The organism is Brevibacterium sp. LAARM2_SD2 (genome assembly GCF_057364785.1).
The window spans coordinates 100,557-125,423 of the sequence record NZ_JBNFOM010000010.1 but is presented as its reverse complement, the minus strand read 5'-3'; the positions used below and the strand labels follow the sequence as shown (position 1 = coordinate 125,423).

The window sequence follows — 24,867 nt, the reverse complement described above, 5'->3', positions numbered from 1 at the left end:
CGAGGTTCTCGCCACCCTGCTCTCGACCGCTGACGGCACCGTCATCGGCACCTCGACCGTGGCCTCCGCCGAGGCGGTCGGCGGTCCGCCGTGGGAGCGCCGGCCGCTGCCCATCGGTGAGGACGACGTCCTCGTCGCCCAGGCCGCGGCCGCGCTGTCGGCCGACGACGCCGGCGACGTCCGCGAGCTGCTCGGCCGCCTCGGCGTCGATTTCGTCCTCGTCGACGAGGACGACGCCGCGCTGCGCTCCTCCGTGGCCGCAGCGACCGGCCTCGTCGAGGTCGGACCGACGGAGGCGGGTGTGCTCTGGAACGTCGACAAGCCCTACAGCGGCCGCTTCCTCGTCCGCGAACCCGACGGCACGCTGTCGACGGCACCGCGCACCGGGGAGACGATCGACATCGCGCCCGGCGCGGACGGTCGCACGCTTGTCGTCGCCGAAACCGCCCACGGGATGACGGCGAAGATCGACGGAGAGGACCTCCCGCGTCCGGCCGAGCCGGATCAGGCATGGGATGAGGAGTTCACCCTCCCGGCTGCCGGCGGCACCGTCGAACTCGACGATTCGTCACCGCTGATGACGACGGGAGTCATCGCCGGCTGGGTGCTCGGACTCCTCTGCCTCATCGTCGCCCTGCCCATCGGCAGTCGCCGCCCCACCCCGAACCGGGCCGTGCGGCGCGGCGCGCCGGCGACCGCTCGAGGGGAATCCGGGACCGCGGACCAACCTGGGATCTCGGCGGACGGGTCTGACACTGCAGAGGCGTCCGCAGGCGCGGAGAACAGGGACTCCTCTGCGACCTCCGAGACCGAGACCGCTGAGACCGGGTCCGCGTCGGCGCAGCGACCGTCGGGAGGTGCCGCCGAGGCGGATGCCGCCGACACCGGGAGCGCCGCGGACACGGGGAGCGCTGCGGACACGGGGAGCGCTGCGGCGGACCCGCAGCCGGCGGCCATGACGCGGCGCGGTCGGCGGGCGAAATCCGGTCGCCGCGCTAAGTCAGGCCGCCGCGCTGAATCAGGAAACCGCGCGACGACCGCGCCGCAGCACGGGGAGTCGACACCGGACGCTGAGAGCCCCGACTCTGAGGGCACCCGCGCAGAGAACACCGCGCTACAGGACACCGAGGCACAAAGCGTCCACGCTGAGGGCACCCACCCAGACGACACCGCAGCACGGGACGGCTCGTCGGCTGACGGTGCCGCATCGGACAGGTCGGAGGAGAGAGCATGAGGCTCGGCCGCAGCACCGTGACATTCGCAGCGATCGCCGTTCCCGGCATCCTCATCGCCACGACGTCGTTCCTCACCCCGCTGCCCGCGGGCACGCTCAGTCGCAGCCCCGAACAGGTGCGCATGCCGACCGCGGACACCCAGGTGATCTGCCCCGGACCGCTGCTCACCGACCAGGCCGCCGAGGGCACCGACGCCGAGTTCGTCGACGACTCGAACGTCAGCACCCGCGTCGTCTCCGCGACCGCCCCGATCAGCGCCGCCGACGGCTCTGTGAGCGCCTCCCGCCTCCAGGTGGCCACCTCGGCGGGTCTCCGGACTTCGACAACCCCGCATCAGGAGGATTCGTCTCCGGCGACGACCCGGTCGAGAACACGAAGATCATCACCGGCTTCGCCCGACCCGGTGCCCCCGCCCTGACCACGGCGCTCGAGACCGTCGAAGGCACCTCCGGGGACCTCACGGGGCTCGCCACGCTGACGTGCGCGGCACCGGCGGCGAACTTCCGGATCGTCGCCGGATCGGGTGAGGCGGGATCGAACTCGCAGCTGCTCCTGAGCAACCCCGGCAGCGTCCCCGTCCAGGCCCAGGTCCAGGTGATGACTCCCTCGGGATCGCGGGGCGAGCCGACCGAACTGAGCATCCGCGCGGGCTCCCAGCGGGCCGTCCGCCTCGCCGGCCTCGCCGCGGGCGCCCCGAACTCGCCGTCGACGTCTCCGTCGACGGGGGAGTCCTCGCCGGGTCGATCCAGGAGACAAAGCTCGACGGGCTCACCCCGCAGGGCATCGACCTCGCCGCGCCGGGGGCGCCGGCCGCGAACCAGCAGGTCCTCACGGGACTCGACGGCAGGAGCGTGCGCGTGCGCGTGGCCAACCCCGGTGATGACCTCGCCGAGGTGGCCCTCAAGGCCTACGGTCCCGACGGGGAGGTCGACATCCCCCGGTCGGCGCTCACCGTCGTCGCCGGGGGCGTCGCCGAGGCCGACCTCGGCGAGCTCGCCGCCACGAGCCTCGTCCTCGATTCCGACCAGCCCGTCCAGGCCACCGCATCCGTGGCGACGAACCCCGACGGGGGAGCGGGCGACTTCGCGACGATCACCGCCACCGAAGGCCTCGCCGACGCTCAGCTCATGGCCCTGCCGCGGACCGGGACCGCGCAGCTCTTCCTCTCCCCGGGGCAGGGGCAGGTGCAGGTCAGCGGCATGCTCGACGACGGCAGCCTGACCGACCCGCGCGTCGTCGACCTCAACCCGACCGCGACGACGACCCTGGCCCCGGCCGAGGTCTCCGCCGAGGCGGTGCGCGCCCTCGTCATCAGCGGACAGGGCGCTGCCGGGGCAGCGGCCGACGGCGTCCACGCGAGCCTCCTCGTGACCTCGGATTCCGGGGTCTCCGCGGTCATGCCCGCGCCGGCCCCGGCCGGCGTCGCCTACCGCGACATCCGGCTCGACTGAGGAGCCGTCTCCGACCTGACCGAGGATCCGGCTCCGACTCCGCCGGAGACTGCGGCGCTCAGCCCTGCGCGCCGCGCAGCAGCGCGACCTGGTCGGCGATCACCTCGGCGATGAGGGTCTCCCGCGTCCCCCCGAGGCTGTGGTATTCGATGGGCCGACGGTAGAGGACGATGTGCGTGCGACGCTGCGGGGTCGCGGGGAACACCCGACCGAAGCTCGGCTCCGTCGACCCCGGCGGGGGGACGACATCGATGGCGAGGACCACCTCGGCGAGGAGATCGGGCTCCTGCTCGCGGTGCCGGGCGAACTCCTCGGCGGCGACCCGCGCGAAGGACTCCGCCCGGGTCGCGCGCGCGGGCACATCCGCGCGGAAGAGAGAGGACCGCAGGCCCCGTCCATGCCGGTCCCGGCGGCGTCTGACGTTCATGGTCGATGATTCTACCGAGACCGCTGTGAGGAAACCCGCAGAACTCGCCCGCCGCTCGGCCCGGCCACCGGGGAACGGGCAGCGGCAGCGTGTAAAGTGAACGACTGTGTCAGCCTTGCGAACGTGCTCGAAAGTCAGCTGCTCGCGCAGCGCCTCCGCGACCATGACCTACGTGCATGCGGACGCGTGTGTCGTCGTCGGTCCCCTCGCCCGCCGCGCCGAACCCGGCGCCCACGACCTCTGCGCCGATCACGCCGCCCGCCTCACCCCGCCGGTGGGCTGGGAGCTCATCCGCATCGGTGCGACCGAGGAACCGCCGGAGCGCACCCATGACGATCTCCTCGCGATCGCCGACGCGGTGCGCGAGGCAGCCGCGACCCCCGCACCCGGAAGCCGGCCGCGGGCCGTCGACGCCGATTCCGAGGCCGACACCGGACAGGGCCGCCGCCACGGACACCTGCGCATCATCGGCCCGTGAGCGCCACTGACGAACTCCACGAAGGACACCCCATGACCCTCCCCGCCTCCCGTGCCCGCGCCCTGGCCACCGCCGTCGGCGCCTACGACATCCGCGGGAGGATCCCCGACGAACTCGACGATGACATCCTCTTCGCCCTCGGCTGGGCCACGGCGACCGCGATGGCGGAGATCCACGGCAGCACCGAGGTCGTCGTCGGCCATGACATGCGCCCGAGCTCCCCGGGATTCGCCGGGGCCTTCGCCGCGGGCATCGCCGCCGCGGGCCGGTGCCCGGTCCTCCTCGGCCTCTGCTCGACCGACCAGCTCTACTACGCCTCCGGGATCTTCGACCTGCCCGGGGCGATGATCACCGCCAGCCACAATCCCGCCGACTACAACGGGATCAAGATCTGCGGACCCCGCGCCGGCGGAGTCAGCCTCGACTCCGGACTCGGACGGATCCGCGACCTCGCCCCCGACGCCCCGGCGCCCGATACGGACGCCGCCCAGGTGCCCGTCGACGAGAGCGCGGCGGCGACGATGCGGAGCAGCTATGCCCAGCGCATCCGTGAGCTCACCCACGTCGACGCGGTGCGCGGTCTGCGCGTCGTCGTCGACTGCGGCAACGGCATGGCCGGTCGTCTCCTCGACGAGGTCTTCGGCACCGCCGCGGGACTGCCCGAGCTCGACCTCGACGTCATCGGCCTCTACACCGAGCTCGACGGGACGTTCCCCAACCACGAGGCCAACCCCCTCAAACCCGAGAACCTCGTCGACGTCCAAAGGGCGGTCGTCGAGTACGACGCCGACCTCGGGCTCGCCTTCGACGGCGACGCCGACCGGTGCTTCTTCATCGACGAGACCGGGGCGACGCTGTCGGCCTCGGCCGTCGGCGCCCTCGTCGCCGAACGCGAGATCGCCCGCGCCCGGGCCGCCGGCGTCGAGACGCCCGCGGTCATCCACAACCTCATCACCTCCCGCAGCGTCCCCGAGGCGATCGCCGCCGCCGGCGGTCGTGCGATCCGCTCGAAGGTCGGCCACTCCGGCATCAAGACCCTGATGCGCGAGGAGAGCGCGGTCTTCGCATGCGAGCACTCCGCGCACTTCTACTTCGAGGAGTTCTACGGCGCGGATTCGGGCATGCTCGCCGCCTGTCACCTCATCACCGCTCTCGCCACCGCCGGCGGCCAGGCCTCGAGCCTCGTCGCCGCCTACGACACCTACCGCCAGTCGGGGGAGATCAACTTCACCGTCGCCGACCCCGATGCCGTCCTCGCCGCCTTCGCCGCGGCCGCCGCCGACTTCGGTCCCGGGCGCATCGAGGATCTCGACGGGATCAGCCTGCAGGGCGAGGACTGGTGGGTCAACCTGCGCAAGTCGAACACCGAACCGCTCGTGCGGCTCAACGTCGAAGCGCCCGACGAGGCGCGCGTGCGCGAACTCACCGACCTCGCCACCGTCATCGTCTCCGGCCGGGCCGCCTGAGCCTGCCGCACCGACCCGCAGCCGCACCGACTCTCAGCTGCACCGACACCCCACCGCACAAGGAGGCCCCGTGCTCGAACCCACCGACTTCCAGGTCGCCGATCTCAGTCTCGCCGAGGCGGGTCGCCATCAGATCCGGCTCGCCGAACGCGAGATGCCCGGCCTCATGGCCCTGCGCGAGGAGTACGCGGAACAGGCACCGCTGGCCGGGGCCCGCATCGCCGGCAGCCTCCACATGACGGTGCAGACGGCCGTGCTCATCGAAACGCTCGTCGCCCTCGGCGCGCAGGTGCGCTGGGCGAGCTGCAACATCTTCTCGACCCAGGACGAGGCCGCTGCGGCCGTCGTCGTCGGACACGGCACCCCCGAGTCCCCCGAGGGTGTGCCCGTCTTCGCGTGGAAGGGCGAGTCCCTGCCGGAGTACTGGTGGGCCGCCGACCGGATCTTCGACTTCGCCGAGGGACCCAACCTCATCCTCGACGACGGCGGGGACGCGACGATGTACGTCCTGCAGGGCGCCGCGGCCGAAGCGGCCGGGCGCGTGCCGAGCGCGGACGAGGACGACCCCGAGGAGTACAAGGCGTTCCTCGCCCAGCTCGAATCCGCGATGACCGCGGCACCCGGGCGCTTCACCGCGCTGGCCGCCGGCATCCGCGGGGTGAGCGAGGAGACGACGACCGGAGTCAACCGGCTCTACCGCCTCGCCGAGGCCGGGGAGCTGCCGTTCCCCGCGATCAACGTCAACGACTCAGTGACGAAGTCGAAGTTCGACAACCGCTACGGCATCCGCCATTCCCTGCCCGACGGGCTCAACCGCGCCACCGACGTGCTCATCGGCGGCAAGATCGCCGTCGTCGTCGGCTACGGCGACGTCGGCAAGGGCGCCGCCGAGGCGCTGCGCGGTCAGGGTGCGCGTGTCGTCGTCACGGAGATCGACCCCATCTGCGCTCTTCAGGCGACGATGGACGGCTACCAGGTCGCCCTCCTCGACGAGGTGGCCGCCGAGGCCGACATCGTCATCACGACGACCGGCAACACCCGGGTCGTCGGCGTCGAGACGCTCCAGCGGCTCAAGCCCGGGGCGATCGTCGGCAACGTCGGGCACTTCGACGACGAGATCGACCTCGCCGGCCTGCGCCGCCTGCCCGGGGTGTCGACGATCGAGATCAAGCCGCAGGTCCACCAGTGGACGGTGCCCGTGCCCGCCGAGCTCGGACTCGACCGGGAGACGACGGAGATCCTCGTCCTCTCCGAGGGCCGCCTGCTCAACCTCGGCAATGCCACGGGCCACCCGTCGTTCGTCATGAGCGCCTCGTTCAGCAACCAGGTGCTCGCCCAGATCGAACTGTGGGCCTCGGCCTCCGACTACGACAACGCGGTCCACCGGCTGGCGAAGGAGCTCGACGAGAAGGTGGCCCGCCTCCATCTGCCCGCCCTCGGTGCGCGCCTGAGCGAACTGACGAAGGAGCAGGCCGAGTACATCGGCGTCGACGTCGCCGGACCCTTCAAACCCGACCACTACCGGTACTGAGACGCCGGGCACCGGAAGGGAGCCGGGCGGCGACGACGCGGCCTCTTCAGGGGCGGACGTCAGCCGCCTTCGGGGTGTCGTCAGCCGCGGTGATCTCCCTGCGCGGTCCCGGACCGCAGCCGCAGGCCGTGCGGCAGATGGTCGATGCCGGCGCGGAACTGCTGTGCCTGGACACCTCGGCGCTGCTGTTTCGCGGCTTCGGTCAACCGCTGCCGGTGGGCGATCGCGGAGAGGAACTGCTCGGGCAGGGTGCCCTCCGGCGGGGCGGGGGCGACATGGGGATTGAGCTCCGTGGCGAGTTCGACGGCCCGCTGCCACCGTGACTCGTGCCCGAGGTTCGGGGCGATCGCGAGGAACGCGACGATGCGCCGGTGCAGTCCCGTCGGCACCGCGGAGACATCGGTCTCGCTCAGCCAGTGGGCGAGCTGCGGGGCGACGTGGGTGGTGACCGGCGGGGGCGGGCTCGTGCGCTCGCTCACCGCGAGCGTCCCGGCCAGATAGTCGCCGAGGCGCTTGGTCTGCGGCGAGACGAGACCGGAGAGCGCGGCGAGCCCGCCGCCGGTCGCGAGCACCTCGAAGGGCCACAGGAGCGCTCGGATGACGGCGTGCCGAACCCGGATCGCCCCGCCGTCGTCGCGGACGATGCGCAGACCGAGGATGAGCTTGCCGACCGACCGGCCCTTCGTGAGCACCTCGACGAGCATCGGCAGGAGGACGAAGACGCTGATGCTCATGATCGTCATCACCGATCCGAGGATGAGGGTGTTGACCTCGAGGATCCGCAGAAGCAGCCAGAACATGCCGATGAGCAGACCGATGTTGACCAGGGTGTAGAGGAGCCAGTCGATGGCGCAGCTGAGCGCCCGGGCGGCCAGGGCCGCCGGCTGGACGCTGAGTTCGACGGCTTCGCCGGTCACGAGAGTGCTCACCCCACCATCCTGGCACACCGAGGCGGTCGCCCGCGGCACAGACTCGTGCCGGGCCCGATCGTCTAGGGTGGAGGCATGGATCCGAACCTGCTGGCCGAGATGCACGGTGAGAAGTGGCGGGAGCTCGCGGATCTCGCGAAGCGCAATCGGCTCGATCCGGCGCAGGCTCAGCGCTTCCTCGACCTCTACCGGGCGGCGTCGAAGGATCTCTCCCAGATCATGACGGTCGCCCCCGACTCGCTCGAGGCGGCCCGGCTCTCGGCGATCGTCCACCGGGCGCGGAACCACCTCTCGTCGGTGCCGGCCGGCGGTCTGTCCGGTATCGCCCGCTACTTCGCCATCGCACTTCCGCTGTCGATCTACCGGCTGCGCTGGGACTTCGTCGTCATCGCCCTCGCCTTCCTCGCCGCCTCGGTGCTCGCCGGGGTGTGGGCCGGCACCCACCCGGAGGTCCTCGACACGTTCGGCGACTACGAGTACCGCCGGCAGTTCGCCGAACAGGACTTCGTCGAGTACTACAAGGAGAACCCCAACGGCTTCTTCGCCATCGGCGTGTGGACGAACAACGCGTGGATCGCCGTGCAGTTCGTCCTCCTCGGCGTCACCGGCGTCTTCGTCCTCCAGGGACTGTTCCTCAACGCCGTCAACGTCGGCTTCTCGGGGGCGATGATGTTCGAGTTCGACCGCGGCGCCGACTTCTTCCTCTACATCCTTCCCCACGGCATCCCGGAGATCAGCTGCATCCTGCTCGCCGCGGCCGCCGGCCTGCGGCTCTTCTTCGCCTGGGTGATCCCCGGTCCGCAGCTGCGCCGCACGAAGCTCGCCCGGGAGGCCCGCTCCCTCCTCGTCGTCGCCGGGGGGCTCGTCATCATGCTCTTCCTCTCGGGACTCATCGAGGGCTTCGTCACGCCCAATCCGCTGCCGCCCGCGCTGAAGATCGCGATCGGCGTCGCCTACACGGCCGCCATCGTCGTCTATGCGGGAACGCTCGGGAGGAGGGCCGCCCGGGCGGGGCTCTCGGCGGACCTCGAGGACCATGAGGCCGGCTACGCGATCGTCGCCACCGACCGGTGACCGCGCCGCAGCGGTGGGCTGGTCCCGCGCCGAGGCAGCATGGCAGTCAGTCGCCGAGGCGATGGGGCAGCCCCGCGCCGCGGCGGTGGGCAACAGTGTATCTGCGGCTCAGAGCCTGCCGGTGGCCTTGAGTCCGATGTAGAGGTCGGCGAGGGCTCCGGGCAGGTGTTCGGGGGTCGCTGCGACCGAATCGACGCCGATCCCGCGCAGCCGGGCACGCAGGGCCTCCACCGTGAGGAGCTCGGCGGCGGCCGCGGCAGCGGTGTAGACCTCGGTGGCGTCGCCGCGGCGCGCGGCGAGGTCGTTCAGGTCGGGGTCGGCGACGGAGGCGACGACGACGCGGTGACGGCTCATCAGGGTCGGGAGGACGGGGAGGATCTCCTCGGCCACGGTCGCCTCGTCGAGGGCGGTGATGACGACGACGAGGGCGTGCTGCCGCGAGGTCGCGAGCACGCTGCCGGCGATCTGCTCCCAGTCGGCGTCGTAGAGCTCGGGGTGGACGGGAGTGAGCGCGACGGAGAGGTCGTGGACCGGGTCGGAGGAGCGGTGGCTCGAGGCGGTCGCGCGCACCCGGGCATCGGCGACGATGACGTCGACGCGGTCCCCGGCCCCGGCGGCCAGCGCCGTGAGCAGGAGCGCGGATTCGAGGGCGGCGTCGAAGACCGTGCCCGCGCCGCTGCGGCGGGCCGCGAGCCGCGAGGAGTCGACGACGATGACGACCCGGCGATCGCGCTCCGGGCGCCACGTCTTGACGATGAGGTCCTGGGCGCGGGCGCTGGCCCGCCAGTCGATCGACCGGACGTCGTCGCCGTCGACGTAGTCGCGCAGGGAGTCGAACTCGGTGCCCATGCCGCGGATCATCACCGCGGACCGCCCTTCGAGCTCCCGCAGCTTCTGCATCTTCGACGGCAGCTCCCGACGGGAGACGAACGGCGGGAGGACCCGGATCGCGGCGGGGACGTCGAAGCTTCGCTGCCGCCGGACGAGGCCGAGGGCCGTCGCCGTGCGCAGCGTCACCTGATCGGCGGCGAGGGCACCGCGCCTGCGGGGCGTGAAGACGGTCGTGATCTCCCGCGTCTCACCGGGATCGAGGGTGAGCGCGGTTCGGGTGCTGTGGGCACCGGCGCTCGGGGCCCACGCGTCGCGCACCGAGAGCCGGATCCGCCGGGGCGAATCGTTGACGAGGGTGAGCGTGGCCGTGGTGTCCTCGCCGAGGCGGACCATCGGCCCCGGCGTGCGCTGGAGGCCGATGAGGCGCGGGGCGGGAGCGAGCCGCCAGTCGACGAAGGCGACGACGGCGATGACCCCGGCGACGATGAGCGCGCTCGTCCACCCCGGGACGAGCATGACCGGCACGATCCCGAGGAGGGTGAGGAGGAGCAGACGGGAGGTCATTCAGCGGGGGACCTCAGTGGTCGCGACGATCGAGTCGAGGACCTGGCCGACGCTCAGTCCGTCCATCTGCGCCTCCGGGCGGAGGATGACCCGGTGGCCCAAGGTCATCGGCACGAGGAACTTCACATCGTCGGGGGTGACGTAGTCGCGACCGGCCAGCCAGGCCAGGGCGCGAGCGGCGGCGAGCATCCGCGTCGCCCCGCGGGGTGAGACGCCGAGGGCCAGGGACGGCGCCTGCCGGGTGGCGCGGGCGAGATCGACGATGTACGTGATGATCTCCGGTGCGATGTGGACGGTCGCCACCGCCTGCCGGGCACGGGCGATCATGTCGCGGTCGAGCACGGGGCGCAGCCCCGCGACGTCGAGGCGGCCGGCGTCGAAGCCGTGGGCGTGCCGGTCGAGGATCTCGAACTCGCGGTCGCGGTCGGGCAGGGTGAGGACGAGCTTGAAGAGGAACCGGTCGAGCTGGGCCTCCGGCAGCGGGTAGGTCCCCTCGTACTCGAGGGGGTTCTGGGTGGCGGCGACGATGAACGGCTCGGGCAGGGCCCGGGAGCGGCCGCCGACGGAGACCTGATGCTCCTCCATCGCCTCGAGAAGGGCCGACTGCGTCTTCGGCGGAGTCCGGTTGATCTCATCGGCGATGAGGACGTTCGTGAAGACGGGCCCGCTGCGGAACTCGAAGTCCGAGGTGGCCGCGTCGAAGACGAGCGACCCGGTGACGTCGGAGGGCATGAGGTCGGGGGTGAACTGGATGCGCGTGTGGTCGAGGTCGACGGCCGTCGCGAAGCTGCGCACGAGCAGGGTCTTCGCCACCCCGGGCACGCCTTCGAGGAGCACATGGCCCTGGCACAGCAGGGCGAGCAGCAGACCGGTGACCGCGTCGTCCTGTCCGACGACGGCCTTGCCGATCTCACCCCGCACCGCGGCGAAGGCCGCCGCGAGCGGGTCGGCGGGAGCCTCGGACGGTGCCCGGCCGACAGGAGCGTCCGCCGGCGCCCGGCCGGCGGTGGCCTGGCCGTTGGCGGCCAGGTGGTCGTTCGGGGTGTCCGGCCCCGGCGCGGCCGGAGGCACACCCGGGGGAGTCGAGGGGCGCGCAGGGTGGCTGCTGGTCATGGGATCTCGCTTTCGATCGTGTCGATGAGGTCGACGACCTCGGTGAGTTCGCGGTCGGTGGCGGGGGCGGCGGTGGCGAACGCCCAGGTCACCTGCGTGGGATCGCGACCTGTGGCGCCGGCGACCCGGGTGAGGAGGACGTCGCGGCCGACCTCGGGACCGAGCGCGAGTCGCGCGGCGATGCGCAGCACGCGCGGTGCGCAGCGCATGGAGGGCCCCGGCGCGGTCGCGACTGCGCTCAGCCAGTGCCGCCCGGCCGAAGACGGTCTCGACAGCAGGCACGACGACGGGCAGGCGTTCGACGGCGAGCGGTCCGAAGCGGCGCCCGAGGACGAGGAGGAGAACGAGGAGGCAGGGGACGAGCCAGGCTGCGCCGGCGAGGAACCAGCTGGGCACGAAGTCGATCGTCGACGGGGGAGGAGCGACATCGGTGCCCTCCCGCGGGTAGTAGACGACGAGGTTCGGAGTCTGCGACAGCGTCGAGAGGGACAGCGCCGCATTGCCGTCCTCGTCGATCTCGCCGTTGCTCAGCCAGCTGCCGTTGCCGAGGACCGTGAGGGGGACGTCGCCGCCGTCGTCGACGACGAGCTGCCCGGCGGGGTCATCCGGGTCCGCGATGATTCCGGGTCCGGTCTGCGGGTAGCAGATGCGGATCTGAGGGTCGCCGGGCTCGACGGCCGCGTAGAGGCTCTCACCCGTGCTCACGTCGCCGGCCGCCACGGCTGCGGGAATCCGACACGCAGGCGCGGACACGGGATCGGGATCGGCCAGCGGGGAATCGGAGACGGCGGTGGTGAGCCGATCGGTGAACGCGCCGAGGCTGATGCCGGGGTCGACGAGGACGAGCCGGTTGCCCTCCTCGCGCAGGGCCGAGGTCAGCCCGTCGACGTCCCCGGGACTGAGCACGTCGGCACCGGCGGGGATGAGCAGCGTCGTGTCGGGTCGGGCACTCGCCTCCCGGGCGGCATCGAGGCTCTCGGTCGTCACCACCTCGGTGCCGTGGTCGCGCAGGGTCTCGACGAGGGCCTTCATCCCCTCCCGGCCCACCCCGTCGTAGTGGAGCGGGTCCTCCGGGGCGCGGTCACTGGTCATGAGCAGCGTGGCGATGACGGTGATGAGGACGACGACGGCGCCGACGATCCACACCCCGGCCGAGCGCAGCCGGGCGCTCAACGGCACGACCGCGGTGCTCACGGTGCCGCGGGTGGCGACATCGATCGCCGCGCTCATCGTCGTCCCGCCTCGGCGGTCAGGGTCCGGGAGGGGTCGCCGCTCCGGGCGGGTGCGCCGCGGTGGGCGGGGAGGGCGTCGAGCTCGGCGTCGAGGGCGAGGAACTCGGCGTAGACGCCGGCGAGGTCGGTCGGCCCGAGCTCGTCGTCGGGTCCGAACATGAGGTCGTCGAAGACGCGTGAGACCCGCCGCAGGGCGGTCGCGTGCGCGGGCAGGGCAGTGCCGGCGACGCGGGTGATCTCATTCGCCGTCTGGGCGGCTTCGAGGTCGATGACGTGCTTGAGGCCGAGGACGGCGAAGATCGCCCGGGCCTCGTCGATGACCGCGGTCCGATGATCGCCGCGCTCGTGGGCGGCTCGGGCGCTCTCCCGCCACGGTTCGGGGCGCGGGGAGGTCACGACGGCGTCGAAGGCCGCCAAGGGCATCCGGGCCCGCCGCAGACCGAGGCGCCGCACCCGCCAGACGATGAGTCCGATGAGCACCGCGACTGCCGCGACGACGAGGAGGAGCAGCCACGGCGATTTCCCTCCCAGCGCCGCGGAGAGGAGCGCGGCCCAGACATCGCCGAGCCAGCGCCCGAGCTGTTCGAGCGGTGTGAGGTCGTTCTCCGCATACTCGCTGCGGCTGAGTTCGCGGTTGAGCCATTCGCGACCGGTGTCACGGTCGATGACCCCGGAGGCGGCGGCGACGATGGGCGGGATCATGACGCGGCCGCCTCCTCGGTGCGGATGACGACGAGGTCGAAGCCCTCGCTGCGCATCCGGGCATCGAAGTAGCTCACGCACACGAGGCAGGAGAAGTAGCCGTAGAGGACGGCGGAGGAGACCGCGGTGAGCGCGAGGACGACGGCACCTGCGGTGATCGCGATCGCCGCCATCACCGCAAGGTCCCCGCCGGAGGTCGAGAGGACCGCGGTGAGGACGATGGTGACGACGAAGACGAAGGGCGAGATGACGAGCTGGATGAGCTGATTGGCCAGCAGGTACCCGAGTCCGAGCTGGCCGAGGGTGCGCCAGAAGCCGCTGCCGGTCAGCCGCCACGAGCGGGCGAGTGCGCCGCCGATGCCTGCGTCCTCGGCGGCGATCGCCGCACCGGTGAAGGCCAGGCGCAGGTTGAGCCAGACGACGGCGAGCACCCAGACGCCGAGGAGGAGGAGTCCGATGACACCGCCGATGATCGGGGCGCCGGGGAGGCCGGCGGCCACGGCGGGGCCGGCGAGCAGCGCCAGCAGCACGGTGTCGATGCCGGTGATGAGCAGGGCCGCCCCGACGAGCCTGAGGCGGCGTCCGGTCAGGGCGCGCCAGGCCGCCGTCAGCGTCGTCCGCCGCGCCCCGAAGGAGTTCTCGGCTCCGGGGGCGAGCAGACCGGCGAGGAAGTGGACGAACCCGAGGCTGAGGAGGCCGAGGACGAACGACCCGAGCTGCGCCAGCAGCGCGAAGCCCGACATCGCCTCGTCGTCGGCCATGACGTCGGCGAGGAACGGCAGGAAGGTCAGCGTCAGCGCCGTGCCCGCCGCGGTCAGCGCCAGCGTGCCGAGGGTGACGACGATGAGGGGGGCGCCGATGGCCAGGGACGGGATGAAGCGGAGCAGGCGGAAGCCGGTGTCGAGGACCTCGAAGAACGTCAGGGGACGCTTGGGGAGGATGCCGCGGGGAAGCGGCGGTCGCCACGGCGAATGCCCCGGAGACGGACTGCGGGGCTGCCACCGGCCGGTTTGCCAGTCGACCTGCGAAGTCCATGCGTTCGTTCGTCCCATTGCAGACAATCCTGCCACGGATGGCCGACACCGGGTGTCCCGGTCGAAACTTCACATGACTTTAAGCGACAATGGAGGTATGAACGCTCGTATCCTCGTAGTTGATGATGACACGGCTCTGGCCGAGATGATCGGAATCGTGCTCAAAAGTGAGGGCTTCGAACCCTTCTTCGCCGCGACCGGCGACCAGGCCTTCGACGAGTTCCAGAAGGTGGGACCCGACCTCGTGCTCCTCGATCTCATGCTGCCCGGCAAGGACGGGCTCGAGGTCTGCCGGGAGATCCGCGACGTCTCCTCGGTGCCGATCATCATGCTCACCGCGAAGTCGGACACCGTCGACGTCGTCCTCGGTCTCGAATCCGGCGCCGACGACTACGTGCCCAAGCCGTTCAAGCCCAAGGAGCTCATCGCCCGGGTGCGGGCGCGCCTGCGCATCTCCGAGCCGCAGGCCCCCGAACTGCTCACCGTCGGCGATGTCGTCGTCGACGTCGCCGGTCACACCGTGACGAAGGGCGGGGCGCCGATCTCGCTGACCCCGCTCGAATTCGACCTTCTCGTCGCCCTCGCCCGCAAGCCCTGGCAGGTGTTCTCGCGTGAGACCCTGCTCGAAGAGGTGTGGGGCTACCGGCATGCCGCCGACACCCGGCTCGTCAACGTCCACGTCCAGCGCCTGCGATCGAAGATCGAACGCGATCCGGAGAAGCCGGACATCATCGTCACCGTCCGCGGGGTCGGGTACAAGGCGGGCCGAGCGGCGTGAACCCCACCTCCGCCGTGCGCGGAGCCCTCCGCACCACAGCGAACGGACTCACGAGCCTCTGGGCGTTCATCCGCCGGTCGTTCAGCTACTCCCTGCAGGTGCGGATCGTCGTCCTCACCGTCATCCTCACCTCGGTGGCGATCTTCGGTGTCGGCACGTACATGTCCCAGCAGATCTCCCGCGGGCTCTTCGACAACCGGCTCGACTCCCTGTCGAAGCAGGCGGCGACGATCGTCGCCGAACTGCGCAGCGTCGCCCCCGCCGACGGGCAGGCCGTGACCCAGGAGAACCTGTCCTCCCAGCTCTCCTCGATCTTCAACCGCTCGACCGGTTCGGTCTACGCGCTCACCCTGCAGCCGCGGGACCCGAACTCGTCGTTCTCGACGATCAGCGTCGGCATGGACTCCTCAGCCGAGTCGGCGGCGGAGATGCCGGTGAGCTCGGACCTGCGGGAGGCGATCGGGCAGGCGCCGACCGATGACATGCTCTACCAGTCGGTGAGCCTGCCGGGCGGGCAGGGGCCGGGCCTGCTCATCACGCAGGAGCTCACGGTCCCCGGCGCCGGGCAGTTCCAGCTCTACTACCTCGGCGATCTGACCGAACAGCAGAACACCCTCGACTTCGTCCAGCGGTCGATGCTCGTCGCCGCCCTCGTCCTCGTCGTCCTCGTCGGTGCGGTCGCGTGGATCGTCACCCGCCTCGTCGTCACCCCGGTGCGCACGTGCGGAGGTGGCCCGCCTCATCGCCGACGGCGACCTCGACGAGCGCATGCCCGTCCACGGCAACGACGAGATCGCGGTGCTCGGGGAGAGCTTCAACGACATGGCCGACACCCTCCAGCACCAGATCCAGCAGATGGAGCGGCTCTCGGTGCTGCAGCGGCAGTTCGTCTCCGACGTCTCCCATGAGCTGCGGACCCCGCTCGCGACGATCCGCGCCGCCGCCGACCTCATCTACGATGCGCGCGACGACCTCGATCCGGTGACTGCCCGCAGCGCCGAGCTGCTCAACTCGCAGGCCGAGCGCTTCGACGCCCTCCTCTCCGACCTCCTCGAGATCTCCCGCTACGACGCCGGGGCCGCAGCGCTGGTCGCCAAACCCGTCACGTCGGCGCGATCGTCACCTCCGTCGTCGAGACCGTCTCGATGATCGCCGACCAGATGTCGACGCACATCGTCGTCCATGCCCCGTCCTCACCGGTCATGGCCGAGGTCGACCGGGTGCGGATCACGCGGATCATCCGCAACCTCGTCGTCAACGCCATCGAGCACGGGGAGGGCAAGCCGATCGACGTCTACGTCGCCTCGAACGCCGAGGCGGTGGCCGTGAGCGTGCGCGACCACGGCGTGGGCATGAATGAGGAGCAGGTCGAGCACGTCTTCGACCGGTTCTGGCGCGCCGACCCCGCCCGCAAGCGCACCCTCGGCGGGTCCGGCCTCGGCCTGGCGATCTCGCTCGAGGACGCCCACCTCCACAGCGGCTGGCTCCAGGTGTGGGGCAACCCGGGGGAGGGCTCGTGCTTCCGGCTGACGCTGCCGCGCCGTCCCGACCAGGAGATCACCTCGTCGCCGCTGCCGCTGCCGCCGCGGGACGCGCAGATCCGCGGCTCCGCGCTCGTCGCCGGCCCGATGTCCTCCGACGGCTCGGTGCGGATCCAGACCGGGTCGATCCCCATCGTCGTCGAAGCCGATCTCGCCGAGGCGGTCCCCGACCGCAGCGAACCCGCCGAGGCGGAGGAGAGCGAACTGCAGAAGGGAAGCTCATGAGACCGTCGACAGCCCGGATGCGCGTGGTCACGATCGTCCTCGCCGTCTGCGCGAGCCTCGCCCTGACCGCGTGCTCCTCGATTCCCACGACCTCGCCCGTCGGACACCTCCCGGCGGCATCGAACGAGGCCGCCGCCGGCAGCGCGCGGACCCCGGACGGGCCGAAGCCCGGTGACAGCGTCGGGGAGATCGTCCGCGGGTTCCTCGCCGCCGGCGCCGGGACCGGCAACAACTTCGCCGTCGCGAAGTCGTTCCTCACCGAGGCGGAGGCCCAGGAGTGGAACCCGCTCGCCTCGGTGTCCGTGCTGCCCGGCGACACCGACCTCGACTCGCTCAACTACGAGGTCACCTCCGACCAGAAGACGCTGACGATGTCAGCTCCCGTCGTCGGCATCGTCGACTCCTCGGGGATCTTCTCCTCGGCGACCCCGGACACCCGCTCGAACCTCGAGTTCTCGCTGCGCCAGGAGAACGGGGAATGGCGGATCTCCTCGGCCCCCGACGGCCTGCTCGTCACCCCGACGACGTTCCGCACGATCTTCCTCAGCTACTCGCTCGAGTTCTTCACCTCTGACTTCTCCTACCTCGTGCCCGACTCCCGGTGGTTCCTGCGCTCGTCGTCGACCCCGACGGCGATCATCAACGAACTCCTCACCGGGCCCGCGCCCTACCTCGCCGGGGCCGTCATCACGGCGGCCCCCGACGGGGCGAAGCTCAACGACTCGAACGTCGTGACGATCGAGAACGGCGTCGCCAACGTCTCCCTCGGCAATCTCACCCCGGCGCCGACGGACCGGGAGAAGGGCCTCATCCGGCAGCAGATCGCCTCGACGCTGCGGGCCATCCCCTCGGTCTCGAGCGTCGAGCTGACGATCGGCGGTCAGGTCGTGTCCGAGAGCCTGCAGCCGAAGACGGACTCCTCCGTCCAGGTCGACGGGCCGCCGGTCGTCATCGCGAACAACCGGATCTCGCGGATCTCCGGCACCACGGTGGCCCGGGCGGAGAACAGCCCCGACCTCAGCGATGCCAAGGCCAGCGACCCGGCCGTGTCCTTCGACGACTCGATCTACGCGTACCTCGAGGACGACGGGCAGCACCTCAAGCGGCTGCGCGCGGACTCCTCGGAGTCGCGCACCGTGCTCAACGGGTCGTCGCTCGTCGGGCCGAGCATCGACCGGTTCAACTCGATCTGGACGGGCGAGCGCGACAACAAGGGCGAGATCACGGCGGTCGGCCGCGACGATCAGGTCTACACCGTCGCCGCGGACTTCCTCTCCGGTCGCACCCTGCTCGATCTCGAGGTCTCCCGGGACGGCACCAGGCTGGCGGTGCTCAGCCGGCAGGGCGATCAGCCCGAGCGCATCGACGTCGTCGGCATCCCGCGCGACCGGGCGGGCAACCCCGCCGCCTCCCTCTCCGACGCCCCGCTGCAGGTCGGCTCGTACTTCTCCGGGATCCAGGACATCTCGTGGGGCGGGTCGACCTCGCTCGCGGTGCTCGCGCAGCTGCCGGGCGAGACCGTCCAGCCCTACCGGGTCCACGTCGCGGGTCCGCCCGAGCAGCTCGGCCAGCTGCCCGGCGGCGGCGACCGGATCGCGGCCGGCGAGGACGGTCGCTCGATCCTCGTGACCGGGACCGCCGGCGAGATCTACTCGTATAACTCGAACGCGTGGCAGAAGCTCATCGACGTCACGGCGAAGGATCCCGCGTATCCGGGCTGAGTCGCTGCGATGGGGCTGCTGAGCGAGTTCTCCGATCTCTTCCTGCCGCGACGGTGCGCCGGCTGCGGGCGGGAGACCGTCTCGCTGTGCACGACGTGCCTCATGCTCCTCGGCGGCGTTCCGCGCGCGATGGAGCCGCGGTACGGGACGCTGCCCGTCGTCGGGGTCTCGGAATACAACTCGCGGGTGTCCCATATGGTGGTCAATTTCAAGGACAACGGCCGTCGGGACGTCCTCGACCCGCTCGCCCTCGCTCTCGCACGGGCGATCGTCGCCGCCCTCGACCTCGTCGGTCATCCGGGCGGACCGGTGGGCGTCGTGCCCGCACCGAGTTCGCAGGCAGCTCTCCGCCGCCGCGGAGGATCGCACACCGCCGCCCTCGCCCGGCGGGCCGGGCAGCTCGCTCCGGACCTGTCGCTCGAGGTCATCGACGTCCTCGCCGCGCGCAGGCGCCACGACCAGGTCGGACTCGGGGCACACGAGCGGGCGCACAATGCGGAGAACTCGCAATTCCTCATCCCGAATCCGCCCTCCCGGCGGGTGCGGGAAATCGCTGCGGAGACCGCCACGGTCATTCTCGTCGACGATTTCTCGACCACCGGCGCGACCTTGGCCGAAAGCGCAAGAGTATTAACATCGGTGCAGGTCAGACCCGCTGTTGCCGCAGTCATCGGACTCGGTCGCGGGGGCACTCGATTTGTCTCTCCCTTTACTGTATAACGGTGTTTACCCATCCAAGGGAATGGGATCGGATTCATCCGAAGAACGAGTCGCCAAAGGACCCATCATGGACATTGTTGTCACCGGACGCCAACTGACCATCTCCGACAGCTTCCGCGCGCACATCGAAGACAAGATCGCCAAAGTCGAGCAGCTCGCGCCTCGCGCGCAGCGTGTCGAGGTCCACGTCGCTCACGATAAGAACACGAAGCAGCCCGAGACGAGCGAGCGGGTCGAACTCACGGTGGTGGCGAAGGGTCCGGTCATCCGCGCCGAGGCGATGGCGAGCGACAAGTACGCCGCCCTCGACCTCGCGTGGGCCAAGCTCGTCGAGCGCTTGAGGCGGGCCAGGGACAGGAACAAGGTGTCCCGCGTCGGCCGTCATCGCAAGGAGTCGACCGCCGAGGCGCTCGCGAAGATGCCCGTCGCCGAGCCGCTCGGAGGGACCGAGGCCGATGCCGACGCCGAGACGACCGCATCGACCCCCGACCAGACGAACGGCCGGATCAAGGCAGAGGGCGATTCGCCCGTGGTGCTGCGGGAGAAGTCGTTCGCGGCGGCGCCGATCGGCATCGAGGAGGCGCTCAACCGGATGGAGCTCGTCGGCCACGACTTCTACCTCTTCATCGACGAGGAGTCGTCGAAGCCCTCCGTCGTCTACCGCCGCAAGGGCTGGAGCTACGGTGTCATCGCCCTCGACGAGGACCTCGTCAGCGAAGAGGCGCTGCCGGAGACGGTCGCCGACTAGGCACCGCCTGACCCGACGACGCTACCGAGGCGGCACACCCCGTGAAGGGGAGTGCCGCCTCGGCGCATGTCCGGGAGGTGGGCTGTTCAGTGTTCGGCGCGGGAGGCTCAGCGCTCGGCGCGGGAGGGGCCCCACGTGACGATGCGCCACAGACGCTCGAGCGGGCCCTGCGAGAAGAACCGCAGCCACACGGCGGAGGCGATGATCTGGACGATGAGGATCGCCGTGCACACAGCCGCAGCCGCGACGTAGCCGCCCTCGCTGTCGAAGGCCGCGAGGTCGGGGACGAGGAAGCGGACGCCGACGAGGAGGAGCGTGGCGCCGATGTAGTTCGTCAGCGCCATCCGCCCCAGCGGCGCGAACACGGCCCGGAGGACCGACTCGGCGGGGGTGCGCATGAGGAGCAGGACGACGATGACATAGCACAGAGCCATCGTGATCCCCAGGCCCGCGGTGATCCACTGATCGAGCTGGCGGGTGAGGTAGTCCGTGGTGAGGAACCCGGTGACGGTGACGGCGGCGGCGAGCCCGCCGACGAGGGCGAGGCGGCCCGGGTGAGCCAGCGCCGTGCGGACGAAGTCGGTGTAGCCGATCGCGAAGCCGAGGAGGAAGAGGCCGGGAATGATCGCCATCCCGCCGCCGGTGGCCATTCCGGCGATGAGGAGGAGCGCGCCGAGACCCGAGGTGATCGCCGGGAGGACGCGGGCGGGCAGCCACGTCGAGGGCAGGAGGACGACGAGCGCGGCGAGAGCGTACGGCAGGAGCGCCTCACCGGGCTGGAGGAGCATGTGGAGGGCGCCGAGGGCGCCGAGGAAGAGGAATCGGCGCAGCAGGGCGAGACGGGGCCGGGGGCTGCGTCGGCGGGCGGAGTGCCACATGATGCCGAAGCCGATGCCGAAGAGGATCGAGAAGATCGGGAAGAACCGGCCCTGGACGAAGTCCTGGCTCGCGGCGTAGAACGGGAGCGTGTCGCCGCTGCCGTCGACCGAGCTGAGTCCGAACATCGGCGGCAGGTTGACGAAGATGATGCCGCACAGGGCGACGCCGCGCAGCACGTCGAGGGCGGCGATCCGGCGGGGACGGGTGAGCTGGTCGCCGGTCGGCTGCGCGGAAGCGGGTACCGGCGGGGTGAGTGCGTGTGAGTTCATGGCCTCCATCCTCGTCGGGGAAGCGGCCTGAGACATCGGCCGGGCGACCGGTTCGCCGGCTCCGCCCTCAGCCGTTCGGCTGATCCATCGCCCCCGACTCCCACATGCGGGCCGCGATCTCGACGCGATTGCGGGCGCCGAGGCGGGTCTGGATGTTCCCGAGATGCGTCTTGACGGTGCCGAGGGAGATGTAGAGCTCGGCACAGATCTCCTGGTTCGTCAGTCCCGTGGCGACAAGGGCGGCGACGTCGCGTTCGCGCTCGCTCAGGCTCTCCACCCGGTCGCGCGGCCGGCGTGCGGCTGCGCGGCCGGTGAGCGGCGGCGCAGGAGAGCGAGGGTGAGGGCGGGAGAGATGAGGGCCTCCCCGTCGACGGCGGCCTTGACCCCGGCGATGAGGAGGTCGGGTCCGGCGTCCTTGAGGAGGAACCCGCTCGCGCCCTGGTCGAGGGCGGCATCGACGTACTCCTCGTCGTCGAACGTCGTCACCATGATGACCTTCGTCAGGGGGGTCAGCCGCGGCAGCGCGGAGAGTCCGTCGAGGCGGGGCATGCGGATGTCGAGGAGGACGACGTCGGGGTGCTCCCGCTTGGTCAGCTCGATCGCATCGACCCCGTCAGCACCCTGCCCGACGACGGTGATGTCGGGGTCGGCATCGAGGATGAGCGCGAAGCCCATCCGGACCATCTCCTGGTCATCGACGAGGGCGACTCTGATCATCGGCGGGGCTCCTTCGGGTGGGTCGGCGGGGTCGGTTGAATCGGTGCAGTGAGCGGGATGCGGGCGCGGACCTCCCAGCCGCCGGCGACGGGACCGGCGGTCAGGGTGCCGCCGGTGCCCTCGACCCGGTGGCGGAGTCCGATGAGACCGGAGCCGCTGCCGCGTCCGATCCCCTCGGCCCCCGGTGCGTTGGCGATCGTGAGGATCACGGCGCCGAGGCGGTCGGCGGTGATGTCGTCGGCGGTGAGTCCGATCGTCACCGGCACGGCGGTGCCCGCGTGCCGGCGGATGTTCGTCAGGGATTCGACGAGGACGCGGTCGAGGACGGCCCAGACGGGGCCGGGGACCGCCTCGGCGAGGGAGGCATCGAGGTCGACGGTCACCGCAGTGCCCCCGGCCGCGCGGAAGGCCTCGACCCGATCGAGGAGTCCCTGGCGGCCGGTCGTCACCGGGGTCCGGGCGGCAGCGGCATCGTCGTGGGTGGCCGAGACGAGGGCGCGGATCTCCTCGAGCGCGCGGGTGCCCGACTCCTCGATCTTGCCCAGCGCCGTGTGGAGGATGCCGACGTCGTCGCTGCGGGCGGCCGCCTGGGAGAGGACGACGATGCCGGTGACCTCGTGGGCGACCATGTCGTGGAGTTCGGTGGCGATGCGGCGGCGCTCGTCGGCGACGGCGGTGGCGTGACGTTCGATGAGCGAGCGGTCGACCATCCGCAGGAGCAGGCCGAGGGCGAGGGCGGCGATGACCCCGGTCGAGGCGCCGAAGGCGAACGTGAAGCCGTCCCCGGCGGAGAAGCCGGCGGCGAGCCCCGGTGCGAGGACGGCGGCGACGGCGAGGACGACGAGCCCGGTGATCTGGAGCGGGGAGACGGCGACCCGACCGAGGACGGCGAGGACGACGAGGCTGAGCCACAGCACAGTGATGCTGATGCCGGAGCCCACGACGAGGACGAGCTGGGCGGCGACGAGGACGGCGACGACGATGAGCAGCAGGCGCGCCGTGCCCGGGCTGACCGCGGCTGCCGTGCGGGTCGTCAGCCGGGTGCGGATGAGGACGACGGCGCTGACCACGGTGGCGGCCACCGTGGTCAGCGCGGTGAGCAGTCCGAACGCGGCGAGGATGTCGAGTCCCAGGCAGAGCGGTACCGGCACGAGCCACAGCCAGGTCAGGACGGTCTTCATGTCTCGGAGTCTAGTCATCGCCGAGCGGTCGGGTCCTCAGGCGCGAGCGCACGTCGGGTCCGCGTACTCGATCTCCGCGGCGACGCCGTCGTTGTTGGCGAACACCGAGGTCAGCGTCGCACCGTTCGGCAGGTCGAGGCTGCCGATGCTGCGGTCGTCGGCGAAGACCTCGAGCTTGCCGTCACCGGCGGTGCCGGAGAACGTCACGGTCTTCCCGCCCATCGTCGCCTGGTCGGTGAACGCCCCGGCTTCGTCCTCGACGGGGCGCGCATCCGCCTGCGGGTAGTCGAAGGTGACGAAGCGGGAGACGCGGGCCGCCCGGCCGTCGCTGAGCTCGTGGACGATGAGCTGGTCCTTCTTCGTCCCGGCCTGCGGGGCGAGATCGACGTAGGTGAGCTCGGCCCGCTCGGCCATCGCCGAGAGGATGTAGGGGCGCCCGTGGACCTCGATGCCCGAGGCGGTGACGTCGCAGCCGCCGAGGTAGTCCTCGACCTGGGCTTCGAGCTGGGCCTTCGACCGGTACTCCCAGAAGAAGAGCGCGCCGATGCCGACTGCCAGCGCGGTGAGAACGGAGGTGAGGGCGATGATGACCTTCTTCATGAGAGGTCCTTCCTGTGTTCGAGGGACGGACCGGAGGGTGGTCCGCTGTGGGATCTCCATCCTGTCGCGCGGCAGGGGGCGGCGACCTCAGCCGTTCGGCCGATCCGACTCGGCCGAACGGGCAGAGCTGGGTCGCGTCAGTGGGGTGGCCTATCGTGGGGCCATGCAGACGATGTCACTGGCGGCGGCGCGGCGGACGGCGATCGCGGCGACCGGTCTCGACCGTCCCCGCCCGCCGCAGGTCACCGCGCGCCATCTCAAGGCGACGTTCGAGCGGATGGGATTGGCGCAGATCGACTCGGTCGCCCGAGTCGTGCGCTCCCACTACCTGCCCTTCTACTCGCGGTTGGGACCCTATGACCGCAGTCGGCTCGACCGGCTCCTCTACTCCGACCCGCGGATGGGCGCCGAGTACTGGGCGCACGCGGCGGCCTTCGTGCCCCCGGAGACGTGGCGCCACTTCGCCCGCAGCCGAGCGGAGTGGTGGCGCATCGACCACGGACAGCGCCACCCGGAGACCGGGGCGGCCTTTCGGGCCCTGCAGCGGTCCCTCCTCGAGGCGCTCGAGGACGGACCGCAGACCGCCAGGTCGGTCTCCGAGCTCGTCGACCATGACCTACCCGAACGCCACCGCGGGCACTGGGGGTGGAACCCGAGCCAGGTGAAGTCGGCGCTCGAAGCGCTCTTCGTCTCCGGGGCGGTGAGCTCCGCGGGACGCAATGACCATTTCGAGCGCATCTATGCGCTGCCGCGCGATGTCAGCCCCCTCCTCGGCGAACCGGTCCTCGCCTACGGCACCCCGGAGGCCCCGGACCTCGGGCTGCAGAGCGGCGCGGGCAAGCCCCCGCGGGGCGTGTCCGGGACGGCCAACGACGTGCTGGCCCTCACGCGCATCGCCGCCCGGGCTCTCGGGGTCGCGCGCCCGGACTGCCTCGCCGACTACTTCCGACAGCTGCGCGCCCCGACCGACGTCGCGATCGAGACGCTGCTCACCTCTGGCGAACTCGTCGAGGTCGAGGTCGCGGGCTCGCCCGCCCTGCGCTGGCATGCGGCGAGGACCCCGCGGGCGACGGCGGCCAGAGCCCTGCTCGCCCCCTTCGACCCGCTCGTCTTCCACCGCCCGCGCATCGAATGGCTTTTCGACTTCCACTTCCGCATCGAGATCTACACCCCCGCGTCCCGGCGGAAGCACGGGTACTACGTCATGCCGTTCCTCCTCGGCGACCGCCTCGTCGCCCGCGTCGACGTCCACCGCGACGGACCGGCGGGAGTGCTCCGCGCGCTCAAGGTGACCTGGGAGCCGGGGGAGGAGCACTGGGACGAGCTCACCGCCGAACTCACCGCGCTGGGACGGTGGCTGGGGGCGGGGTCGGTGGATGTGTGCGGGACTCACCTGCCATTAAGCTAGGGCCTATACAGTC

General features: G+C 71.2%; 23 protein-coding genes and 3 pseudogenes. 14 read left to right on the top strand and 12 right to left on the bottom strand.

Annotation, left to right across the window (positions count from 1 at the left end; genetic code table 11):
* The 3 genes and pseudogenes from AC2W7K_RS08660 to AC2W7K_RS08650 form a co-directional block, all read left to right on the top strand.
* Positions 1 to 1,234, top strand: a pseudogene (locus AC2W7K_RS08660) (hypothetical protein); the annotation flags it as partial.
* On the top strand, positions 1,231 to 1,653 hold the full coding sequence (locus tag AC2W7K_RS08655) for a hypothetical protein (protein ID WP_486006011.1): 423 nt from the start codon (positions 1,231 to 1,233) through the stop codon (positions 1,651 to 1,653). The pseudogene AC2W7K_RS08660 and the gene AC2W7K_RS08655, both read left to right, overlap by 4 nt.
* Positions 1,614 to 2,686, top strand: a pseudogene (locus AC2W7K_RS08650) (DUF5719 family protein). Before AC2W7K_RS08655 ends, AC2W7K_RS08650 begins: the two are co-directional and overlap by 40 nt.
* A 58-nt stretch (positions 2,687 to 2,744) precedes the next feature.
* Here AC2W7K_RS08650 and AC2W7K_RS08645 read toward each other — a convergent pair.
* Positions 2,745 to 3,113 (bottom strand): metallopeptidase family protein, encoded by a 369-nt coding sequence (locus AC2W7K_RS08645; RefSeq protein WP_198498384.1) that lies wholly within the window; start codon positions 3,111 to 3,113, stop codon positions 2,745 to 2,747.
* Between the two features lie 163 nt (positions 3,114 to 3,276).
* Between AC2W7K_RS08645 and AC2W7K_RS08640 the strand changes: the two genes are divergently transcribed.
* The 3 genes from AC2W7K_RS08640 to ahcY all read left to right on the top strand — a co-directional run bounded on the left by AC2W7K_RS08640 (position 3,277) and on the right by ahcY (position 6,588).
* Complete coding sequence (locus AC2W7K_RS08640; RefSeq protein ID WP_232623550.1) at positions 3,277 to 3,591, top strand: DUF3499 family protein; 315 nt, start codon at positions 3,277 to 3,279, stop codon at positions 3,589 to 3,591.
* Between the two features lie 32 nt (positions 3,592 to 3,623).
* A complete protein-coding gene (locus AC2W7K_RS08635; RefSeq protein ID WP_198498386.1) occupies positions 3,624 to 5,057 on the top strand; it encodes a phosphohexomutase domain-containing protein in 1,434 nt (477 codons plus the stop codon).
* Between the two features lie 70 nt (positions 5,058 to 5,127).
* Positions 5,128 to 6,588 (top strand): adenosylhomocysteinase, encoded by a 1,461-nt coding sequence (ahcY, locus tag AC2W7K_RS08630; protein WP_198498387.1) that lies wholly within the window; start codon positions 5,128 to 5,130, stop codon positions 6,586 to 6,588.
* Between the two features lie 80 nt (positions 6,589 to 6,668).
* Here ahcY and AC2W7K_RS08625 read toward each other — a convergent pair whose 3' ends face one another.
* Positions 6,669 to 7,517 (bottom strand): RDD family protein, encoded by an 849-nt coding sequence (locus AC2W7K_RS08625; RefSeq protein WP_198498388.1) that lies wholly within the window; start codon positions 7,515 to 7,517, stop codon positions 6,669 to 6,671.
* 75 nt (positions 7,518 to 7,592) lie between these two features.
* Between AC2W7K_RS08625 and AC2W7K_RS08620 the strand changes: the two genes are divergently transcribed.
* On the top strand, positions 7,593 to 8,591 hold the full coding sequence (locus tag AC2W7K_RS08620; RefSeq protein ID WP_198498389.1) for a stage II sporulation protein M: 999 nt from the start codon (positions 7,593 to 7,595) through the stop codon (positions 8,589 to 8,591).
* A gap of 108 nt (positions 8,592 to 8,699) precedes the next feature.
* Here AC2W7K_RS08620 and AC2W7K_RS08615 read toward each other — a convergent pair whose 3' ends face one another.
* The 5 genes and pseudogenes from AC2W7K_RS08615 to AC2W7K_RS08595 all read right to left on the bottom strand — a co-directional run bounded on the left by AC2W7K_RS08615 (position 8,700) and on the right by AC2W7K_RS08595 (position 14,085).
* Positions 8,700 to 9,986 (bottom strand): DUF58 domain-containing protein, encoded by a 1,287-nt coding sequence (locus AC2W7K_RS08615; RefSeq protein ID WP_198498390.1) that lies wholly within the window; start codon positions 9,984 to 9,986, stop codon positions 8,700 to 8,702.
* On the bottom strand, positions 9,987 to 11,099 hold the full coding sequence (locus AC2W7K_RS08610) for an AAA family ATPase (RefSeq protein ID WP_198498391.1): 1,113 nt from the start codon (positions 11,097 to 11,099) through the stop codon (positions 9,987 to 9,989).
* 537 nt (positions 11,100 to 11,636) lie between these two features.
* Positions 11,637 to 12,131, bottom strand: a pseudogene (locus AC2W7K_RS08605) (DUF4350 domain-containing protein); the annotation flags it as partial.
* 194 nt (positions 12,132 to 12,325) lie between these two features.
* A complete protein-coding gene (locus tag AC2W7K_RS08600; RefSeq protein WP_198498393.1) occupies positions 12,326 to 13,033 on the bottom strand; it encodes a DUF4129 domain-containing protein in 708 nt (235 codons plus the stop codon).
* Positions 13,030 to 14,085, bottom strand: coding sequence for a hypothetical protein (locus AC2W7K_RS08595; protein ID WP_486006005.1), 1,056 nt, complete (start codon positions 14,083 to 14,085; stop codon positions 13,030 to 13,032). Before AC2W7K_RS08595 ends, AC2W7K_RS08600 begins: the two co-directional genes overlap by 4 nt.
* 79 nt (positions 14,086 to 14,164) lie before the next feature.
* Between AC2W7K_RS08595 and mtrA the strand changes: the two genes are divergently transcribed.
* The 6 genes from mtrA (at position 14,165) to hpf (ending at position 19,800) form a co-directional block, all read left to right on the top strand.
* Positions 14,165 to 14,845, top strand: coding sequence for an MtrAB system response regulator MtrA (gene mtrA / locus AC2W7K_RS08590; RefSeq protein ID WP_198498395.1), 681 nt, complete (start codon positions 14,165 to 14,167; stop codon positions 14,843 to 14,845).
* An 822-nt stretch (positions 14,846 to 15,667) separates the two neighbouring features.
* Positions 15,668 to 15,994, top strand: coding sequence for a histidine kinase dimerization/phospho-acceptor domain-containing protein (locus AC2W7K_RS08585; protein ID WP_486006010.1), 327 nt, complete (start codon positions 15,668 to 15,670; stop codon positions 15,992 to 15,994).
* Positions 15,991 to 16,611 carry an ATP-binding protein gene (locus tag AC2W7K_RS08580; protein ID WP_486006004.1) on the top strand — a complete coding sequence of 207 codons (621 nt, stop codon included), beginning with the start codon at positions 15,991 to 15,993 and terminating at the stop codon, positions 16,609 to 16,611. The genes AC2W7K_RS08585 and AC2W7K_RS08580 overlap by 4 nt, the downstream gene beginning before the upstream one ends.
* The gene (locus AC2W7K_RS08575; RefSeq protein WP_198498396.1) at positions 16,608 to 18,332 is read left to right on the top strand and encodes an LpqB family beta-propeller domain-containing protein; all 1,725 of its coding nucleotides are present in this window, start codon (positions 16,608 to 16,610) and stop codon (positions 18,330 to 18,332) included. The genes AC2W7K_RS08580 and AC2W7K_RS08575 overlap by 4 nt, the downstream gene beginning before the upstream one ends.
* 9 nt (positions 18,333 to 18,341) lie before the next feature.
* Entirely contained in the window at positions 18,342 to 19,052 is a 711-nt protein-coding gene (locus tag AC2W7K_RS08570; RefSeq protein WP_198498397.1) for a ComF family protein, read from the top strand.
* A gap of 67 nt (positions 19,053 to 19,119) precedes the next feature.
* The gene (hpf, locus tag AC2W7K_RS08565; protein WP_198498398.1) at positions 19,120 to 19,800 is read left to right on the top strand and encodes a ribosome hibernation-promoting factor, HPF/YfiA family; all 681 of its coding nucleotides are present in this window, start codon (positions 19,120 to 19,122) and stop codon (positions 19,798 to 19,800) included.
* A gap of 107 nt (positions 19,801 to 19,907) precedes the next feature.
* Here hpf and AC2W7K_RS08560 read toward each other — a convergent pair whose 3' ends face one another.
* The 5 genes from AC2W7K_RS08560 to AC2W7K_RS08540 all read right to left on the bottom strand — a co-directional run bounded on the left by AC2W7K_RS08560 (position 19,908) and on the right by AC2W7K_RS08540 (position 23,446).
* The gene (locus tag AC2W7K_RS08560) at positions 19,908 to 20,948 is read right to left on the bottom strand and encodes a DUF418 domain-containing protein (RefSeq protein WP_198498399.1); all 1,041 of its coding nucleotides are present in this window, start codon (positions 20,946 to 20,948) and stop codon (positions 19,908 to 19,910) included.
* A gap of 67 nt (positions 20,949 to 21,015) precedes the next feature.
* Positions 21,016 to 21,225 carry a response regulator transcription factor gene (locus AC2W7K_RS08555; protein WP_486006003.1) on the bottom strand — a complete coding sequence of 70 codons (210 nt, stop codon included), beginning with the start codon at positions 21,223 to 21,225 and terminating at the stop codon, positions 21,016 to 21,018.
* Positions 21,213 to 21,665 carry a response regulator gene (locus AC2W7K_RS08550; protein ID WP_486006002.1) on the bottom strand — a complete coding sequence of 151 codons (453 nt, stop codon included), beginning with the start codon at positions 21,663 to 21,665 and terminating at the stop codon, positions 21,213 to 21,215. Before AC2W7K_RS08550 ends, AC2W7K_RS08555 begins: the two co-directional genes overlap by 13 nt.
* Positions 21,662 to 22,846, bottom strand: a complete 1,185-nt coding sequence (locus tag AC2W7K_RS08545; RefSeq protein WP_198498401.1) for a sensor histidine kinase — start codon at positions 22,844 to 22,846, stop codon at positions 21,662 to 21,664. Before AC2W7K_RS08545 ends, AC2W7K_RS08550 begins: the two co-directional genes overlap by 4 nt.
* 36 nt (positions 22,847 to 22,882) lie before the next feature.
* Positions 22,883 to 23,446, bottom strand: coding sequence for a hypothetical protein (locus AC2W7K_RS08540; RefSeq protein ID WP_198498402.1), 564 nt, complete (start codon positions 23,444 to 23,446; stop codon positions 22,883 to 22,885).
* A gap of 163 nt (positions 23,447 to 23,609) precedes the next feature.
* Between AC2W7K_RS08540 and AC2W7K_RS08535 the strand changes: the two genes are divergently transcribed.
* On the top strand, positions 23,610 to 24,854 hold the full coding sequence (locus tag AC2W7K_RS08535) for a winged helix-turn-helix domain-containing protein (protein WP_332839522.1): 1,245 nt from the start codon (positions 23,610 to 23,612) through the stop codon (positions 24,852 to 24,854).
* Positions 24,855 to 24,867 lie beyond the last annotated feature (13 nt).

What these genes read in the sequence shown, in the direction of transcription:
- AC2W7K_RS08655 (WP_486006011.1), top strand. Translation starts at nt 1,231, where the DNA reads ATGAGGCTCGGCCGCAGCACCGTGACATTCGCAGCGATCGCCGTTCCC.
- AC2W7K_RS08645 (WP_198498384.1), bottom strand. Translation starts at nt 3,113, where the DNA reads ATGAACGTCAGACGCCGCCGGGACCGGCATGGACGGGGCCTGCGGTCC.
- AC2W7K_RS08640 (WP_232623550.1), top strand. Translation starts at nt 3,277, where the DNA reads ATGACCTACGTGCATGCGGACGCGTGTGTCGTCGTCGGTCCCCTCGCC.
- AC2W7K_RS08635 (WP_198498386.1), top strand. Translation starts at nt 3,624, where the DNA reads ATGACCCTCCCCGCCTCCCGTGCCCGCGCCCTGGCCACCGCCGTCGGC.
- AC2W7K_RS08620 (WP_198498389.1), top strand. Translation starts at nt 7,593, where the DNA reads ATGGATCCGAACCTGCTGGCCGAGATGCACGGTGAGAAGTGGCGGGAG.
- AC2W7K_RS08615 (WP_198498390.1), bottom strand. Translation starts at nt 9,986, where the DNA reads ATGACCTCCCGTCTGCTCCTCCTCACCCTCCTCGGGATCGTGCCGGTC.
- AC2W7K_RS08610 (WP_198498391.1), bottom strand. Translation starts at nt 11,099, where the DNA reads ATGACCAGCAGCCACCCTGCGCGCCCCTCGACTCCCCCGGGTGTGCCT.
- AC2W7K_RS08600 (WP_198498393.1), bottom strand. Translation starts at nt 13,033, where the DNA reads ATGATCCCGCCCATCGTCGCCGCCGCCTCCGGGGTCATCGACCGTGAC.
- AC2W7K_RS08595 (WP_486006005.1), bottom strand. Translation starts at nt 14,085, where the DNA reads ATGGGACGAACGAACGCATGGACTTCGCAGGTCGACTGGCAAACCGGC.
- mtrA (WP_198498395.1), top strand. Translation starts at nt 14,165, where the DNA reads ATGAACGCTCGTATCCTCGTAGTTGATGATGACACGGCTCTGGCCGAG.
- AC2W7K_RS08585 (WP_486006010.1), top strand. Translation starts at nt 15,668, where the DNA reads ATGGCCGACACCCTCCAGCACCAGATCCAGCAGATGGAGCGGCTCTCG.
- AC2W7K_RS08580 (WP_486006004.1), top strand. Translation starts at nt 15,991, where the DNA reads ATGATCGCCGACCAGATGTCGACGCACATCGTCGTCCATGCCCCGTCC.
- AC2W7K_RS08575 (WP_198498396.1), top strand. Translation starts at nt 16,608, where the DNA reads ATGAGACCGTCGACAGCCCGGATGCGCGTGGTCACGATCGTCCTCGCC.
- AC2W7K_RS08570 (WP_198498397.1), top strand. Translation starts at nt 18,342, where the DNA reads ATGGGGCTGCTGAGCGAGTTCTCCGATCTCTTCCTGCCGCGACGGTGC.
- hpf (WP_198498398.1), top strand. Translation starts at nt 19,120, where the DNA reads ATGGACATTGTTGTCACCGGACGCCAACTGACCATCTCCGACAGCTTC.
- AC2W7K_RS08560 (WP_198498399.1), bottom strand. Translation starts at nt 20,948, where the DNA reads ATGAACTCACACGCACTCACCCCGCCGGTACCCGCTTCCGCGCAGCCG.
- AC2W7K_RS08550 (WP_486006002.1), bottom strand. Translation starts at nt 21,665, where the DNA reads ATGATCAGAGTCGCCCTCGTCGATGACCAGGAGATGGTCCGGATGGGC.
- AC2W7K_RS08545 (WP_198498401.1), bottom strand. Translation starts at nt 22,846, where the DNA reads ATGAAGACCGTCCTGACCTGGCTGTGGCTCGTGCCGGTACCGCTCTGC.
- AC2W7K_RS08540 (WP_198498402.1), bottom strand. Translation starts at nt 23,446, where the DNA reads ATGAAGAAGGTCATCATCGCCCTCACCTCCGTTCTCACCGCGCTGGCA.
- AC2W7K_RS08535 (WP_332839522.1), top strand. Translation starts at nt 23,610, where the DNA reads ATGCAGACGATGTCACTGGCGGCGGCGCGGCGGACGGCGATCGCGGCG.